At 40.4% G+C, this 16513-nt stretch carries 13 protein-coding genes, 1 tRNA gene and 1 pseudogene; 3 read left to right on the forward strand and 12 right to left on the reverse strand.

Features of this window, described 5'->3' with window-relative positions; genetic code table 11:
• Positions 1-5: 5 nt before the first annotated feature.
• From rodA to AOLE_RS05615, 8 genes are all read right to left on the reverse strand, one after another.
• Positions 6-1148: a rod shape-determining protein RodA gene (rodA, locus tag AOLE_RS05580; protein ID WP_005307110.1), complete on the reverse strand. Its 1143-nt coding sequence runs from the start codon at positions 1146-1148 to the stop codon at positions 6-8.
• Positions 1149-1275: 127 nt separating this feature from the next.
• Positions 1276-1926, reverse strand: coding sequence for a hypothetical protein (locus AOLE_RS05585; protein WP_004791021.1), 651 nt, complete (start codon positions 1924-1926; stop codon positions 1276-1278).
• Between the two features lie 23 nt (positions 1927-1949).
• Entirely contained in the window at positions 1950-2762 is an 813-nt protein-coding gene (gene queF, locus AOLE_RS05590) for an NADPH-dependent 7-cyano-7-deazaguanine reductase QueF (RefSeq protein ID WP_013197217.1), read from the reverse strand.
• Positions 2759-3532 carry an ABC transporter permease gene (locus AOLE_RS05595; protein ID WP_004791025.1) on the reverse strand — a complete coding sequence of 258 codons (774 nt, stop codon included), beginning with the start codon at positions 3530-3532 and terminating at the stop codon, positions 2759-2761. Before AOLE_RS05595 ends, queF begins: the two co-directional genes overlap by 4 nt.
• Positions 3529-4464, reverse strand: coding sequence for an ABC transporter ATP-binding protein (locus tag AOLE_RS05600; RefSeq protein WP_005307103.1), 936 nt, complete (start codon positions 4462-4464; stop codon positions 3529-3531). The genes AOLE_RS05595 and AOLE_RS05600 overlap by 4 nt, the downstream gene beginning before the upstream one ends.
• Before the next feature lie 117 nt (positions 4465-4581).
• Positions 4582-4658, reverse strand: a tRNA-Arg gene (locus AOLE_RS05605).
• A gap of 101 nt (positions 4659-4759) precedes the next feature.
• Positions 4760-5392, reverse strand: coding sequence for a hypothetical protein (locus AOLE_RS05610; RefSeq protein ID WP_005307099.1), 633 nt, complete (start codon positions 5390-5392; stop codon positions 4760-4762).
• Between the two features lie 147 nt (positions 5393-5539).
• Entirely contained in the window at positions 5540-6226 is a 687-nt protein-coding gene (locus AOLE_RS05615; protein WP_005307096.1) for a 3'-5' exonuclease, read from the reverse strand.
• A gap of 249 nt (positions 6227-6475) precedes the next feature.
• Between AOLE_RS05615 and AOLE_RS05620 the strand changes: the two genes are divergently transcribed.
• Positions 6476-7705 (forward strand): alpha/beta hydrolase, encoded by a 1230-nt coding sequence (locus AOLE_RS05620; RefSeq protein ID WP_005307091.1) that lies wholly within the window; start codon positions 6476-6478, stop codon positions 7703-7705.
• Between the two features lie 23 nt (positions 7706-7728).
• Here AOLE_RS05620 and AOLE_RS20650 read toward each other — a convergent pair.
• Positions 7729-7890: pseudogene (locus AOLE_RS20650) on the reverse strand (hypothetical protein).
• A gap of 61 nt (positions 7891-7951) precedes the next feature.
• Between AOLE_RS20650 and glyA the strand changes: the two are divergent.
• Positions 7952-9205, forward strand: coding sequence for a serine hydroxymethyltransferase (glyA, locus tag AOLE_RS05625; RefSeq protein ID WP_013197218.1), 1254 nt, complete (start codon positions 7952-7954; stop codon positions 9203-9205).
• 62 nt (positions 9206-9267) lie between these two features.
• Here glyA and AOLE_RS05630 read toward each other — a convergent pair whose 3' ends face one another.
• The 3 genes from AOLE_RS05630 to adeF are packed head-to-tail and all read right to left on the reverse strand — an operon-like array spanning position 9268 to position 15162.
• The gene (locus AOLE_RS05630) at positions 9268-10743 is read right to left on the reverse strand and encodes an efflux transporter outer membrane subunit (RefSeq protein ID WP_013197219.1); all 1476 of its coding nucleotides are present in this window, start codon (positions 10741-10743) and stop codon (positions 9268-9270) included.
• Between the two features lie 12 nt (positions 10744-10755).
• On the reverse strand, positions 10756-13935 hold the full coding sequence (adeG, locus tag AOLE_RS05635; protein ID WP_005307082.1) for a multidrug efflux RND transporter permease subunit AdeG: 3180 nt from the start codon (positions 13933-13935) through the stop codon (positions 10756-10758).
• Between the two features lie 6 nt (positions 13936-13941).
• Positions 13942-15162: a multidrug efflux RND transporter periplasmic adaptor subunit AdeF gene (gene adeF, locus AOLE_RS05640; protein WP_013197220.1), complete on the reverse strand. Its 1221-nt coding sequence runs from the start codon at positions 15160-15162 to the stop codon at positions 13942-13944.
• A gap of 201 nt (positions 15163-15363) precedes the next feature.
• Between adeF and AOLE_RS05645 the strand changes: the two genes are divergently transcribed.
• Positions 15364-16392, forward strand: a complete 1029-nt coding sequence (locus AOLE_RS05645) for a LysR family transcriptional regulator (protein WP_013197221.1) — start codon at positions 15364-15366, stop codon at positions 16390-16392.
• Positions 16393-16513: the final 121 nt, after the last annotated feature.

Consider the following 16513-nt stretch of genomic DNA (forward strand, 5'->3'; position numbering starts at 1 on the left):
CCAGATTATCGATGTGTATGAATGGACATGACTAAACCAAAGGTGGCCATTAAAGTAATAATAGCTGTTCCGCCATAACTCATAAAAGGTAAGGGAACACCTACTACAGGTAAAATACCACTGACCATTCCCGCATTTACAAATACATAAACAAAAAAAGACAAACCAAAGGCGCCAGCAACTAAACGTCCATAGTTATGGAAGCTTTGTAAACCGATTTGGAATGTTCTAAAAATAATAGCAAAATAAAGAATCACTAAAATAAGTACACCGATGAGCCCAAACTCTTCGGAGTACGCAGCAATAATAAAGTCGGTATGACCTTCAGGCAAAAAGTGCAAATGTGATTGGGTACCTTCAAGAAAGCCTTTACCTGAAAAACCGCCAGAACCAATTGCAGTTTTAGATTGAATAATATTCCAACCTGTACCGAGCGCATCTGCCTCTGGATCAAGTAACGTTAAAACCCTTTGACGTTGATAGTCGTGTAAAAGAAATTCCCAAGCAATCGGAATAACCACTGCAGCACAGGCTCCCGCAGCACCGATCATACGCCACGATAGTCCACTTAAAAATAAAACAAATATACCGCTTGCTAATACTAAAAGTGATGTCCCTAAGTCAGGTTGTTCTGCAATCAGTAAAAAAGGAATACCAATTAACATTAATGATAAAACAACTTGTGAAAAACTAGGGGGAAGTGGTTTACGTGCTAAAAACCAGGCAATCATCATGGGCATGCCGATTTTCATGAATTCACTGGGTTGGACACTTCCGAAACCCGGAATATCAATCCAGCGCTGAGCACCCATTCGGACTTCACCAAATATCATGACTGCCAAAAGTGAAAATAAGCCAAATAAATAAAAATAGGGTGAAAAAGCTTGATAGACCTTTGGCGGAATTTGGGCTAGACCAAACATCACTAAAAAGCCAATACCAAAACTCATGGCTTGTTTACTCACTAACCCCACATCTTGTGCAGAAGCACTATATAGTACGGTTAAACCTAATAGCGCATTTAAGAGCAGAAATAGGCATAGCCAAGGGTCAACATGGAGTTGTTGCCACTTTGATGGTTGCATAGCAGTGCTAAGACCATCTCGAGGAGCTTGGCGTAAAAATTTATATTGTGGACTAGGAGACATGCGGCGTTAACTAAGGTCAATCAGTGCTTGGCGCATGCTAACATAAACTTGGTTAATGGCAATGTATATCAATATTTTGCAATAAAAAAACCTAGCTTTCGCTAGGTTTCCGATAGTCTATTTTTTATTAGTTAAAGAATAAACCATCATGATATTCAGCCATCGCTTTTAGTTCAGTACGATTTAAGCTTGGAATCAATTTGTCGATCGCAATGTGAACAGCTTTTGTTACAGCTGCTGCACCAATATCGGCTGCTTTACGTTTAATCATGCCAAGGTCTAATGTTTTATTAAAATCAGACATGAAGTGTTTAATCATGGCATCGCCGAATTGTTTATATAACTCAGCTAAAGCAGCTTTATTAATGTCATTGCCTGCTTCAAGCTCAGCAAAGTTATGCTTAAGGTTAGTCACTAAACCTGCATCTAAATTTACGCCTACTTTATATTGGCCTTGTGGGTCTTTAAATAAGCTTTTTTCAGAAAACTCTACTGACTGTTTAACCACATCATTTGGTGCTTTGCTTAACAATTGCTTTAAAAGAACAGCAACAGTTGATTTGACATAGCCTGCTAGTTTTTCGGCAGTATCGCGCTTTTCACTTGCAGGAAAATGCTGAACTAACTGAATTAAGACATTATCAATAATCTCTTCATTAAGTTGTAAAGCAATCTTATCGCGAAGTGGATATAAAGGTTCGCTAGAATTTTTATTCGCAATTCCAGTTTGTATATCGTTCAATAAGCCTTCAGAAGGGGTAAAACCAAAAAACGGCATGGTGTATCCTCAAATTATTCGTTTTATTGTCGTGCCAATCGAATCGGTTTTGGCATCCATGAAAGATCCGATACTCGGCAAGGGTTAATATCAAGTCCGCCGCGACGAGTATAAGTTGCATAAACCATCAGCTTCTCAGGCTCTAGATTTTGCCAAATATCGGCAAAGATCTGTTCAACACACTGTTCGTGAAAGCCGTTATGCTGACGGTACGAGATAATATAAGCTAAAACACTACGATAACAAGGTTTTTTGCCTTTAAAACGAATAAAAACTGTACCCCAATCTGGCTGTCCCGTGACTGGACAGTTACTTCTCAAAAGATGAGAATACAGCTCAATTTCAACTTCTTCACCAGACTCATCTCGTTTTAAAAGAGTCGCATCAGGATGTTGCTCTAAACGTTCTGGCGCAAGGTCATCAATACAAATACCTTGAGGTTTAGAAATCTCTAAATCATCAACCTGAAATAAGGTTAATTCAACTTTTGCATCCGCAGCAGCTGAGAGATCTTTTTCAACCGTTCCAATGAATGACTCTTTCGAATCAAATTGAGTGAAATTAAGACTATTGAAGTAAAGTTTTAATGACTTTGACTCAATCAAATTCGGTGAAGAAGCGGGCAGTGTAATTCTGCCAATCGCAACTTGTGGAATACCATGAGCGTTTAACCATGAGATTTCAAAAACATGCCACCAATCTTTACCTTGGGTAATGCCTTCAATATGTGAATAGCTTTCACGAGACTGAGCACGGGCAATTGGAAACAAAACATCAGGTTGATAATTAGTTGGATATTGGGTTTCTTTACCCAATAAAGACTGTTCGACACTCATTCACGCATTCCTGAACCACGAGCAAGTAAATAGTAAGCAATTCCGTAAAGTACAACACAGCATGATGTCACAATGATTAAAGAGAATGAAACATTCACATCGCTATGACCTAAAATGCCGAAACGGAAAGCATTAACCATATAAACAATAGGGTTAATTAAAGAAAGTTTTTGCCAAAAAGGACCAAGTGCACTAATGGCATAAAACACACCACCTAAGTAGGTGAGTGGAGTAAGTACAAATGTTGGAATAATAGAAATATCATCAAATGATTTTGCATAGACTGCATTAATAAAACCACCTAATGAGAAAAGAACCGACGTAATTAAGACTGTATATATAGTTACGAACCAGTTGTGTATGAAAAGGTCAGTAAAGAACATGCTCATTGCAGTCACAATAGCACCCACTAATACACCACGACAAATACCGCCAATTACATAGCCCCATAAAATGATATGGAGTGGCACGGGACTCATGATAAGTTCTTCAATGCTTTTTTGAAATTTCACACTAAAGAAACTTGAAGAAACGTTGGCATAACTATTGGTAATGACCGCCATCATAATTAAGCCGGGCACAATAAATTGCATGTAGCTCACGCCACCCATTTGTCCAATGCGTGAACCCACCAAATTACCGAAAATGACAAAGTACAAACTCATTGTAATCGCAGGTGGTAATAGGGTTTGTGGCCAAATGCGTAGAAAACGGCGTACTTCTTTACGAACGATGGTCCAGAGAGCAATTTGCAGTTGGCTAAAATTCATTTTGCCTCTCCTTCAAGATTTTTCTCGACCATTTTGACAAATAACTCTTCTAAACGGTTCGATTTATTACGCATACTACGAACACGAATACCTTGAGATTCTAATAGCTGGAATAGGTCATTTAATGTATGCGCTCTATCCATCGTTACTTCTAATGTATTGCTATCGATTAAGTTAAACTTTACACCAATAATATTTAACTGAAGCGGCCCAATCGGTTCGGCTAAATCGAAGATAAATGATTCTTCATTGAGCTGATTAAGGAAGTTCTTCATGCTGGTATCTTCTTTAATTACACCGCGGTCAATAATCGCAATTTGACGACACAACATTTCTGCTTCTTCTAAATAGTGGGTCGTTAAAATAATAGAAGTACCGCTTTCGTTCATTTCAGTCAGAAAGTCCCACATAGAACGGCGTAATTCAATATCTACACCAGCAGTAGGTTCATCTAAAATAAGAAGTTTAGGCTCATGCATCATGGCACGGGCAATCATTAGACGACGCTTCATACCACCAGACAGCATACGTGCTTGTATATTACGTTTTTCCCACAGGCCGAGCTTTTCTAAATAATGTTCAGCACGTTTTTCTGCAATCTTTTTATGGATGCCGTAATAGCCAGCTTGAGTGACTAAAATATCGAATGTTTTTTCAAACTGTCCAAAGTTAAATTCTTGAGGAACGACACCAAGCTGCTGCTTTGCCAGAGATGGATGTGTATCGAGATTATGCCCAAAAATCTCAACTGTTCCTGAGGTTTTTTTCGTGAGGGAGCTGATAATACCAATGGTTGTTGATTTGCCGGCACCATTTGGGCCTAACAACGCATAAAATTCACCTTCAGGCACAGTGAGGTTAATACCTTTTAACGCCTGAAAACCATTACGATATGTTTTGGACAAATCTCTTAAAACCAAAGCATCAGTCATGAAATTCTCACATTATGAAAGAGGGGTATATTTTGAGCGATAATGATTAATAAACCAAGTAAAATAGTCGGAATTTTATAAAATTGAGATAAATTTATGAAGTTATTATATAAAAGCTGGTGCGCCCGGCGGGGATCGAACCCACGACCCCAGGTTTCGGAAACCTGTACTCTATCCAACTGAGCTACGAGCGCATGCGTGGGGCACATCATAGGAAAAAAACACTGGCAGGTAAAGCACGAAATACGTGCCAAGTGACTTTAATGCTTAATTAAACAGCAAGTTGTTCAATATTTTATATACTTTCTTGAAGAAGCTGAATTGAATAGTTAATTGTACGTAAAGCACTTGCAAGTTCCTGAGGGGGAATGCGTGATTCTTGTAAATTTGTAATCCAGTGTATCTGATATAATTTAAGTTCTTGTATTGTAGTCGTTTTCTCTATTCTTTGAACAAGTGGTTTAGTCATTAGTCCGCAATAACTGCTAAGCGTTTTCATCATTAATAGTTGTATTTCTTCGAAAGAAAGAGCCTTAGAAGATATTACTGGTTGAAAATATGTAGTACTGGACTGATCTAAAGTTTTTTGCTCGGAAAGCTGGATTTCTCCAACAAGATTCGGGGAATGTGCTATGGAGCTACCAATAGATTCTTTTTGATTTTCTTCTACTTTATTTATTTGTGAGGTTTTTAAAATAATTTCTTCATCAGTTAATGTTTCTGTAGAGGCAGCTGGGGCAATAAGTTCTAAGTCGACAAGTTGTTGAATCAATTCCGGAGAAGCAATGCGTTTTTTAAATTCACCATTTAAGTTTTGAAAATCCTCATGGTCTATCAAGAGTAATAAACGCCTTTGTTTTGCATTTAAAACAATATTGCGTTGTTGAAGTGCAACTCTTCCTAAATTGGTTCTATAAAAACCAGCCATTATGTTTCCCCAATATATACATAAATCAGACTGTTCAATTTTCTGAGTTGAACAGTGCTGTTTTTAATAAAATATAAATGGGGTTAACCATAAAACTCAAAAATGACAATATGATGAAGAATTGATGAATATCATCTATTTAAGTCATTAAAGTACACTTTCTAATGCTTTGCGAAGGTAAATATCAAGCTCATCTTGGCGTAATAACCATTGAATATAGTCTTTAGGAAGTTCAGCAATTGCTGTGCCTTTATGCTTACCAAAGTTAACCGTTGTGGGGATACGTGCTTCTTCAGAAACTCGGTATAGCTCTTCAATATCTTGAATATTTAAATGATAGACAATATGCATCAAAATATTAGCAGTCAAAATAATATCTGCATCGGCACGGTGTGCACCTTTGAGTAATTCACGAGCTTTACTGCTGCCTTGAGAAATCATATAGATGAGGGCGGAGATATTATGTGCTTCTGCTTCAGGCCAAACTTTACGCGCTAAAGCTAAAGTACAAATCGGTTTAATATTCGATACATCTACACCGCAACGCGCAATTGCGGCAATATCGTAATCAATATTGTGACCAATAATATAAGTCGTGCTCTCTGGTAATTTAAACGTTTTATAGTGAGGCTGGTTTTCTAAATCTGACTCTAATATATGGTGAACTGCCATAGCGGCGTAGGAAATAGGGGCACCGACTTGATAGAGCTGATCAAACAATTTGCTTTTATCTAAGGTGAGCTTGCCTTCATTAATTTCGATCGGGGCATATGCAATTTCAATAGGCAAACCATTTAGTGTATGTGTTTCTGTATCTAAAATAATGGTTTGCATAACTGGCCCTTTAAACAATAACAAGTAGCTATGAATGGTAACAGTTGGCTATCTACTTTAAAACATGAAGTGAGGCTATAAAGTAGCGAGAACGTCAATTTATATTAAAAATAAAGTTTTCATAGATTAATTTCATCCAATAGAACTTGCGAAAAATAAAGATTAGGCGTAATTGTTTTTAAGACATTAGAAAATGTTGATTAAAAAACTAAAGCAAAACAAAAATGGAATTTAAGGGAAGATATACCAATGAAAATGAAACTGTTCATGACCAGTGTTCTTAGCACAAGTTTATTGTTGACGGCATGTGGTGGAGGAAGTAGCGATGACAGCCCAGTAAGTACTAATCCATCTGGTACTCCAACCAATAATATTCAAAACCCAGTGGTTAAAGTAGATGCTTACACGAGCACCAACCTAGGATCAGTTGCTGCTGAAAGTAGTATTTTGACCTATAAAATGTTAGGTCAAAGTGGCCAAGAAGTACAGGCAACTAGTTTGGTATTCACACCAAATACACCAGCACCAGCAGGCGGTTGGCCAATTGTCGTTTGGGCACATGGCACTACGGGTGTTGCAGATGCTTGTGCACCAAGTAAAGCAGCTTTAACAGACAGTACAAAAGATTTAATTAGTAAGTTACTTGCAGCTGGTTATGTTGTTGTTGCACCTGACTATGAAGGTTTAGGCACAGCAGGTATACATCCATTTTTAAATGTTAAAAGTGAAGCTTATTCAATTACTGATGCCGTGGTTGCAACACGTAACTATTTATCACAGCGTAATTTATTAACTTCAAAAAAATGGCTGACAGTCGGACATTCACAAGGGGGACATGCTGCGTTGAGCGCTGCACAATATGCAAGTCGTGCTCAGCTAGACTATAAAGGTACAGTAGCGGTAGCACCTGCTTCTAATTTAGGTTTTATTTTAGTGGCTGGAGAGGCACAAGTTGCGAATCAACCAATAGGGGTTAAAATTGGAACCTATGCACAGCTTGATACCTATACGGCTTTGGTTACCGCAGGTATTCGCAACACACAGCCGAGCTTTGATTATGGACAAGTATTTACTTCACAAATTTCAGGTATTGCCGCACAAGCAGAAACAATTTGTGCTGGGCCTTTGGAAGATGTTTTTAAAAAAGCTATGGATGATTATAAAAAAGCTAATGGTGGGACACTTGATGGTTACACACGTACGCAACCTAACTTTATGGCAGTACCCTTGGTTAAAACATTCTTAGATAAAGATTCTCAACCTTTACAGGCAAAAGTATCTACACCAGTCATCATTTATCAGGGGCTAGCAGATACAACAGTTCCTAAAGTAGCTACAGATATTTTGATATCTAATGCCACTGTCGTAGGTACTAAAATTAATAGTTATGTGACTGGTAACTGGGACCATAATACGGCGATGAGTAGTAATGTAGACAACATTGTTGGAAATGTTCAGACTTTGCTAACAGCACAATAGAGTTATTGATATTTAAAGTATTTTTAACCTTCTTGTAAGCTAAAGTGAATGATGAAAAAGTTTAAAATATAAGCTTTAAAGCAGCTTTTTTATTGATTTATAAACAATGGCTCATTTTTTATAAAACTTGAGCCATTTTTATTTAAAACTGAGCTAACTTCATTCTGTTTAATTATAAAGTTCATGCTACAATATGTCGCAATCTTAGCACGGCTTAAAAGCCCTAATTTTATAGGACCCCCGCTAATGTTTGCCAATATTTCCATTTCTGAATTTGATCCAGAATTAGCTCAAGCAATTGCTTCTGAAGGTGAGCGTCAAGAAGCACATATCGAGTTAATTGCTTCTGAAAACTATTGCTCTCCTGCTGTGATGGAAGCGCAAGGATCAAAACTTACGAATAAATATGCAGAAGGTTATCCAGGTAAACGCTATTATGGCGGTTGCGAATATGTGGATATCATTGAGCAAATGGCGATTGATCGTGCTAAAGAACTTTTTGGTGCAGATTACGCAAACGTTCAACCACACGCTGGCTCACAAGCTAACTCTGCTGTTTATCTAGCACTTCTTAACCCAGGCGATACTGTTTTAGGTATGAGCTTGGCTCACGGTGGTCACTTGACTCACGGTGCTAAAGTAAGCTTCTCTGGTAAAACTTATAATGCAGTTCAATATGGTCTAAACGCTGAAACTGGCGAGATCGATTATGAAGAAGTTGAACGCTTAGCATTAGAGCACAAGCCACGTATGATCGTTGCTGGTTTCTCTGCTTACAGCCGTGTTGTAGATTGGCAACGTTTCCGTGACATCGCGGATAAAGTTGGCGCTTACCTTTTTGTTGATATGGCTCACGTTGCAGGTCTTGTAGCTGCTGGCGTATATCCAAACCCAGTTCAAATTGCTGACGTAACTACAACTACGACTCACAAAACACTTCGTGGTCCACGTTCTGGTTTAATCCTTGCGAAAGCGAATGAAGAAATCGAGAAAAAACTTCAATCAGCTGTATTCCCTGGTAACCAAGGTGGTCCATTGATGCATGCGATTGCTGCTAAAGCAATCTGCTTCAAAGAAGCAATGTCTGATGAGTTTAAAGCTTACCAACAACAAGTTGTGAAAAATGCTCAAGCTATGGCTGAAGTGTTAATTGCTCGTGGTTATGACGTTGTTTCTGGTGGTACAGAAAACCACTTATTCTTGTTATCTTTAATCAAGCAAGATGTAACTGGTAAAGAGGCTGATGCTTGGTTAGGTGCTGCTCACATTACTGTGAACAAAAACTCAGTTCCAAATGACCCACGTTCTCCATTCGTGACTTCTGGTATCCGTATCGGTACTCCAGCGGTAACAACTCGTGGTTTCGGTGAAGCTGAAGTTCGCGAACTTGCTGGTTGGATCGCTGACGTGATTGACAGCAAAGGTGACGAAAAAGTTATTGCTGATGTAAAAGCGAAAGTTGAAACTGTTTGTGCAAAATTCCCTGTATACGCACAATAAGTTGTAAATATAAAAAAAGCGCCGTATGGCGCTTTTTTTATATCAAGTTAATTAGATAAGAATTAACTTTCAGATTTTACCGATGACGCGAAACTATGCCAGCCACCACCTAATGCACGGATTAAATTTACACTAGCCATCATTCTAGTGCCGTTAAGCTGTGCAGAAAGTTGTTCTTGTTGCAAAATAGTCCGATCTGAATCAATCACATCAAGATAGCTAATCGCACCTTCTCGATAACGTAGATGAGAAAGCTGATTTGCATGACGAGAAGAAGATAGCGCTTGGCTTTGAGCCTGAATTTGCTGATCGAGAATTCTTTGGTCAGATAAACCATTTTCAACTTCGCGAAATGCGTTTAGTACAGTTTGGCGATAGTTTGCGACGCTTTCTTCATAGGCAGCTCGCGCTTGAGCGACTCCAGCTTTACGTTGTCCGCCGTCAAATAATGGCAAAGATAAAATAGTGCCTGCGACTGGACCAAGTAAGAATGTACGGCTCGACCATTTACCTAAATCACCTAAAGTTGAAGATTCATAACCGAGTGCACCTGTCAGGTCTAGTTTCGGGAAGAAAGCAGCGCGTGCAATTCCAATACGTGCATTATCTGCTGCCATAGCACGCTCGGCAGCAGCAATATCAGGTCGTCTTTCAAGTAAAGCTGAAGGTAAACCTGCTGGCAGACGGAGGCTGTTTGCAGTTAATGGTTGAATTACCAAGCTAAAATCAGCAGGTGTTTTGCCTAACAATACTGCAAGTGCATGCTCTGCATTGGCTCGGTTACGAGCAATGTTCAGTGCATTGGTTTGGGCGGTAGCCAGTTCAGTTTGTGCGCGAGAAACATCTAATTCACTGACCAAACCATTCTTAAATCGGGTTTGAACTAAGTCACGTGTCTCGCCAAGCAGTTTAATAGTGCGATTATAAATTGCTTGTTCAGCGTCAAGCTGACGAATGAGAAAGTAACCTTGGGCAACATCTGCTTGTAAAGCTAAAAGTGTCGACTGATATAAAGCTTCTTGTTGCTGTACATCAGCTGTTGCTGCATTGACACTACTGGCGATACGACCAAATAAATCGAGCTCATATGAAACATTCGCTTGAGCACGCCATAAGGTTTGTGCAGATGTATGGGCATTTTCATCTAAACCTAGTGAAGCAGGAGAGGGTTTTTGACGAGTTGGACCAAAGCCAGCATCAATACTTGGCAAACGTTCAGCTTGTGCTGCTGAACGTAACGCACGTGAAGCTTGAATATTAGCTGCTGCCGCTTTAAGACTTTGGTTTCCAGAAATGGCTTGTTGTTCGAGCTCATTCAATTGAGCATCATTAAAAACACGCCACCATTCACCTCGAATCTGCTGATCGGCAGGTTGGGCAATTTTCCAATTATTGTCTTCAAATTTAGGATCAGACTCTTTAAATTTGACTGGAACTATCACCTTTGCAGGTTGATATTCTGGAGCCAAAGAGCAGCCTGCAAGCAGCAGGCTTCCCATGAGTGAGGACAATAATAAGCTTTGTTTTGTTGTAGCCATCAAATATCCTCCTTAATGATCATGTGGGGTAGATAAAGGCGCTTCATGAACTGCTGCCGAATGCAATTTATGTTTACTGTTCAGTGTGCGAATCAGGACATAAAAGGCAGGGGTCAGGAACAAACCAAACAGCGTTACACCGATCATGCCGAAGAACACCGCAATACCCATGGCATGACGCATTTCAGAACCTGCACCAGTTGAGGTAACAAGTGGGACTACACCCATAATGAATGCAATAGAAGTCATTAAAATTGGACGTAAACGTAGACGACTTGCTTCAACCGCTGCTTTAAAAGCAGTCGCCCCTTGCATTTCAAGTTCCCGCGCAAATTCGACAATTAAGATGGCATTTTTACAGGCCAGCCCGACCAGTACCATCAGACCAATTTGGGTAAAGATGTTGTTATCTCCACCTGTCAGCCAAACACCCGTCAGAGCTGCCAGGATTCCCATCGGTACAATTAAAATTACAGCTAAAGGCAAAGTTAGACTTTCATATTGAGCGGCTAAAACTAAGAACACCAGTAAAACGCTAATTGGGAATACCCAGAGTCCTGCATTACCAGCCAAGATTTTTTGGTAAGTTAAATCTGTCCATTCAAACTTAATACCACGTGGTAGAGTTTGAGCAGCAATACGTTCAACCGCAGCTTCTGCTTGGCTAGATGAATAACCCGGTGCAGGGCCACCGTTAATATCGGCTGATGTGTAACCGTTATAACGAACTACCATTTCTGGACCATAGGTTTGAGTTACATTCACCAATGAAGATAAAGGCACCATTTGTCCCGCACTGTTTCGGGTTTTAAGCTGCAAAATATCTTCAGGATTAGCACGGAAAGGGGCATCTGCCTGTGCTCGAACCTGATAAACACGTCCAAAGCGGTTAAAGTCGTTAACGTACTGAGAACCTAAATAAATCTGCATGGTGTTGAAAACATCAGTCACAGCAACACCTTGTTGTTTGGCTTTTACACGGTCCAGATCTACGTTCAGCTGAGGTACGTTAATTTGATAACTTGAGAACATTGGACCCAGTTCAGGGGCTGATTGTGCTGCTTTCATAAAGTTTTGTGCAGCATCATTCAATGCTGAATAGCCTAAGGCACCTCGGTCTTCGAGTTGAAGTTTAAAGCCGCCCATGGTGCCTAAGCCCATCACTGGTGGGGGTGGGAAAACCGCAATATAGGCATCTTGAATGGCTGAATATTTCTGGTTGAGCGCACCAGCAATTGCATTTGCAGATAAGTCTTTGGCCTTACGTTCATCGAATGGCTTTAAGGTCACAAAGACAATACCGGCACTTGAGCTATTGGTAAAACCGTTAATTGATAGGCCAGGGAAGGCAACTGCACTTTCTACACCAGGCTGTTTAAGAGCAGTGTCACTCATTTTACGAATGACAGCTTCAGTACGATCTAAAGACGCGCCATTTGGTAATTGAGCAAAGCTAATCAAATATTGTTTGTCTTGAGCGGGAACAAAGCCACCCGGAACAATATAAGAAATACCAACCGTTAAGCCTAGAAGAGCAGCATATACACCCATTGCCGATGCTTTATGAGAGATAACACGACTTACGCCTTTACCATAGTTGTCTGACGCTCGGGTAAATACGCGGTTAAACAGCGCAAAGAAACGTCCAAATACACGGTTCATAAGGCGGGTTAATGCATCAGGTTTAGCATCATGTCCTTTCAGTAACATGGCTGCTAAAGCAGGAGATAGAGTAAGGGAGTTAAATGCCGAAATGACTGTTGAAATGGCAATGGTCATGGCAAATTGTTTATAGAACTGGCCTGTTAAGCCTGTCATAAAGGCGAGTGGAACGAATACGGCAACAAGCGTTAAAGCAATGGCAATAATCGGTCCGCTCACTTCTCTCATCGCGCGATAAGTTGCATCTCTTGGGCTTAAGCCTGCTTCAATATTCCTCTCGACATTTTCGACGACGACAATGGCGTCATCGACCACAATCCCGATGGCAAGTACCATCCCGAACAGAGAAAGCGCATTGATCGAGTAACCAAAAGCAAGCATGAGCGCGAATGTACCAATAATTGAAACTGGTACAGCAAGTAATGGAATGATTGAAGCACGCCATGTTTGTAAGAATAAAATCACAACCACAACAACTAGTGCAATCGCTTCAAGCAAGGTATGAACAACCGCTTTAATACTGGCACGTACGAACTGGGTTGGATCGTAAACAATGTCGTATTTAATTGAAGATGGAAAATCTTTTGAAAGTTCTTTCATCGTGCTACGCACTTGATCCGAAACTTGCAAAGCATTAGCGCCTGGCGCTTGGAAAATTGGAATAGCAACCGCTTGTTTATTATCGAGTAATGAACGCAAGCCATATTGTGAAGCTGCAAGTTCAACGCGTGCAACATCACCTAAGCGGGTAACAGCGCCATCAGGAGCAGTTTTTAAAATGATATCTGAGAATTCTTGCTCAGTCGTTAAACGCCCTTGAGCGTTCACTGAAAGTTGTACAGGAGAATTTGTTGGCGATGCACCAATGGTACCTGCTGCAACTTGAATGTTTTGTTCACGGATTGCACTCACAATTTCAGTTGCTGTGAGATTACGTTGCGCTACTTTTTGTGGGTCGAGCCATACACGCATTGCGTAGTCACCCGAACCAAATAAACCGACTTCACCTACACCTTGTAAGCGTGCCAAACGGTCTTTTACGTTGAGCACCGCGTAGTTACGTAAGTAGGTCATGTCATAGCGATTATCTGGTGAAGTCAGATGTACAACCATAGTTAAAGTAGGTGAGCTTTTTAACGTAGTGACACCTAAACGCTGTACGTCTTCAGGTAAGCGAGGCATGGCCTGAGATACACGGTTTTGAACCAATTGCTGAGCTTTGTCTGGGTCAATACCAAGCTTAAAGTTCACCGTAATGGTTAAGTTACCGTCACTGTTTGCCTGAGATTGCATATACAGCATGTCTTCAACGCCGTTGATGGATTCTTCAAGCGGAGAAGCAACAGTTTCAGCAATTACTTTCGGGTTTGCACCCGGATATTGAGCACGTACCACCACAGATGGTGGAACAACTTCCGGATATTCTGAAATAGGTAATTTAAATACCGACAGTAAACCGGCAAGTAGAATCAATACTGATAACACACCAGCAAAGATCGGCCGATCAATAAAAAATTTAGAAATATTCATATGTGATTAACCTTTTGCCGGAGTTGATGTTTTTTCTGTTGGCTGAGGTTGAGGAGTAGTGCTGCTCGCAGTGATTTGTGCATTTGGCATTGGAACAAGATGCGGGGTAACAGGGTCACCCGGACGAATCCGCTGTAAACCATTTACAACAATACGGTCACCCGCTTGTAATCCGCTATTTACGATTTGCAAGCCATCTTGTTGTGTGCCAAGTTTTACTTCACGGTAAGCGGTCTGATTTTTAGCGTCGACTACCACAACAAAACGCTTATCTTGATCGACCCCGACCGCGGTTGGACTAATCAAAATTGCTGAACGAGGTTGACCACCACCCAGACGGATTCGAGCATATAAACCCGGTAATAAAACTCCGTTTGGATTGTCGAAAGTTGCGCGGACACGAATCGTACCTGAGGTTGTATCTAGGTTATTGTCGATTGAGTTGATGACTCCTTCACGAGAAAACCCAGTTTCATTGGCAAGTCCCATATAGACAGGAACTTGTGCTGAATTACGTTGATTACTGATGTATTTGAGGTAAGTTTGTTCATCAACATCGAAAGATGCGTAGAGGCGAGATACAGACACCAAACTTGTTAAAACCTGTGCTCCATTACCCGCAGAGACCACGTTGCCCACAGTCACTTCGGCACGAGAAATTCGACCACTGACTGGTGCAGTAATGCGGGTGTACTCAAGATTTAAACGGGCAGATTGAACGGCTGCTCTAGCGGCTTGCAGGTTGGCACTGGCTGAGCGTGCATCATTTTCAGCTAGATCTAACTCTTGACGAGATACAGCATTACTTTGAATTAAACGTTGAATACGAGAAAGATTAGAACCTGTATAAGTCACTTGTGCTTCAGCTGAAGCAAGTTGAGCTTGGGCACGATTGAGTTCTGCTTCGAAAGGACGCGGATCAATGGTAAAAAGTAATTCGCCTTTTCTAACCAGACTGCCATCTTTGAAGTGTACGGAAATGAGTTTACCTGAAACCTGTGGCCGAATATCGACTTGATCAATGGCTTCTAAGCGACCGGAATATTCTTGCCAATCGGTAATGGTTTTGCTGATGACATTAGAAATATCAACAGTAGCAGCTTGTTGAGCTGTGGTCGGTGCAGCTTTTGCATCGGCATTTTCATGTAAAAACATAAAACTGCCACCCGTTGCCAAAATGGCGACAAAGATGGCAGACAGCGCAAACTGTTTGCGGGAAAATGACATGAGGTGCTCCTACTTATTTGGATACCTGTTTTCAGACTTTTAATTATGGTCCGTATGGGAGAAACAGGGTTTATGGGATGAACGGAGCATAAAAGTTTGTCAATTACGAATAAATATATTAAATTCGATAACACTATTCGTATTTTTATAACAATTGATGTGTTTGAATGAAAAAATGCATTAATTGATAGGAGTGTGCGTGTGGATCTATTTCATGCCATGAAAGTATTTAACAAAGTTGTCGAAACAAATAGTTTCAGTTTAGCGGCTGACAGTTTAGGCCTACCGCGTGCTTCTGTGACTACAACCATTCAGGGTTTAGAAAAACATTTACAGGTTCGTTTATTAAACCGAACCACCCGTAAACTCAGTTTGACACCTGATGGTGCGGTTTATTATGAACGTACTACACGAATTTTAGCCGATGTCGAAGATGTTGAATCGACTTTTCATGATTCAGAACGTGGACCTCGAGGACGACTGCGCATTGATGTTAAAGCTTCAATCGGGCGGTTGATTCTGATTCCGATGCTGTGTGATTTTCATTCCAAATATCCTGATATTGATTTGGTGATTGGAATGAGTGATCGCCCCGTAGATCTGGTGCAAGATGCGGTGGATTGTGTCATTCGTATTGGTCAGTTGAAAGATTCAAGTTTGGTGGCACGTCGTATCGGAACAATTCAGTGTGTGACGGTTGCTGCACCACGTTACTTGGCGGAACATGGCGAACCAAAAACTATTAATGATCTACAAAAACACCAAGTCGTGCATTACTTTAATAGTCGTACCGGACGCAATATCGACTGGGATTTTATGGTTGATGGGGAAATACACAGCGTTGGTGTGAAAGGGCGCGTTTCTGTCAATGATGGTGATTCATATATTGATTTGGCAGTACAGGGCTTTGGGTTAATTCAGTGTCCATATTATATGGTGGCAAAACATTTAGAGTCTGGTGCGCTTAGGGAGGTATTGACTGAATGGTTGCCAGCACCTATGCCAATATCAGTCGTTTATCTACAAAACCGTCATTTATCGCCTAAAGTCCGTGTATTTGTTGATTGGGTAGCCGAATTATTTGCAGGTTGTCCATTGCTGAGTGGTTGCTCAATGTCATTAGATCAAAAATGTGAATTTGCCAGTGCCAAAGAACATAACCATGAATACACCATCCGGACATTGGTTCAAAATGAAAATATGGCAGAGGCTTACACACTCAAAAACTAACTTAAAATTTGAGTGATTTTTCAACATTTAATGAGGTAATACGACCAGCTGTTTTGACATCTTCATAAATCCTTAATTTACTGGTATAGAAATTGCAATTATTTCGGCAGAAGAGTAATTT

Source organism: Acinetobacter oleivorans DR1 (assembly GCF_000196795.1).
Classification (GTDB): Bacteria; Pseudomonadota; Gammaproteobacteria; order Pseudomonadales; family Moraxellaceae; genus Acinetobacter; species Acinetobacter oleivorans.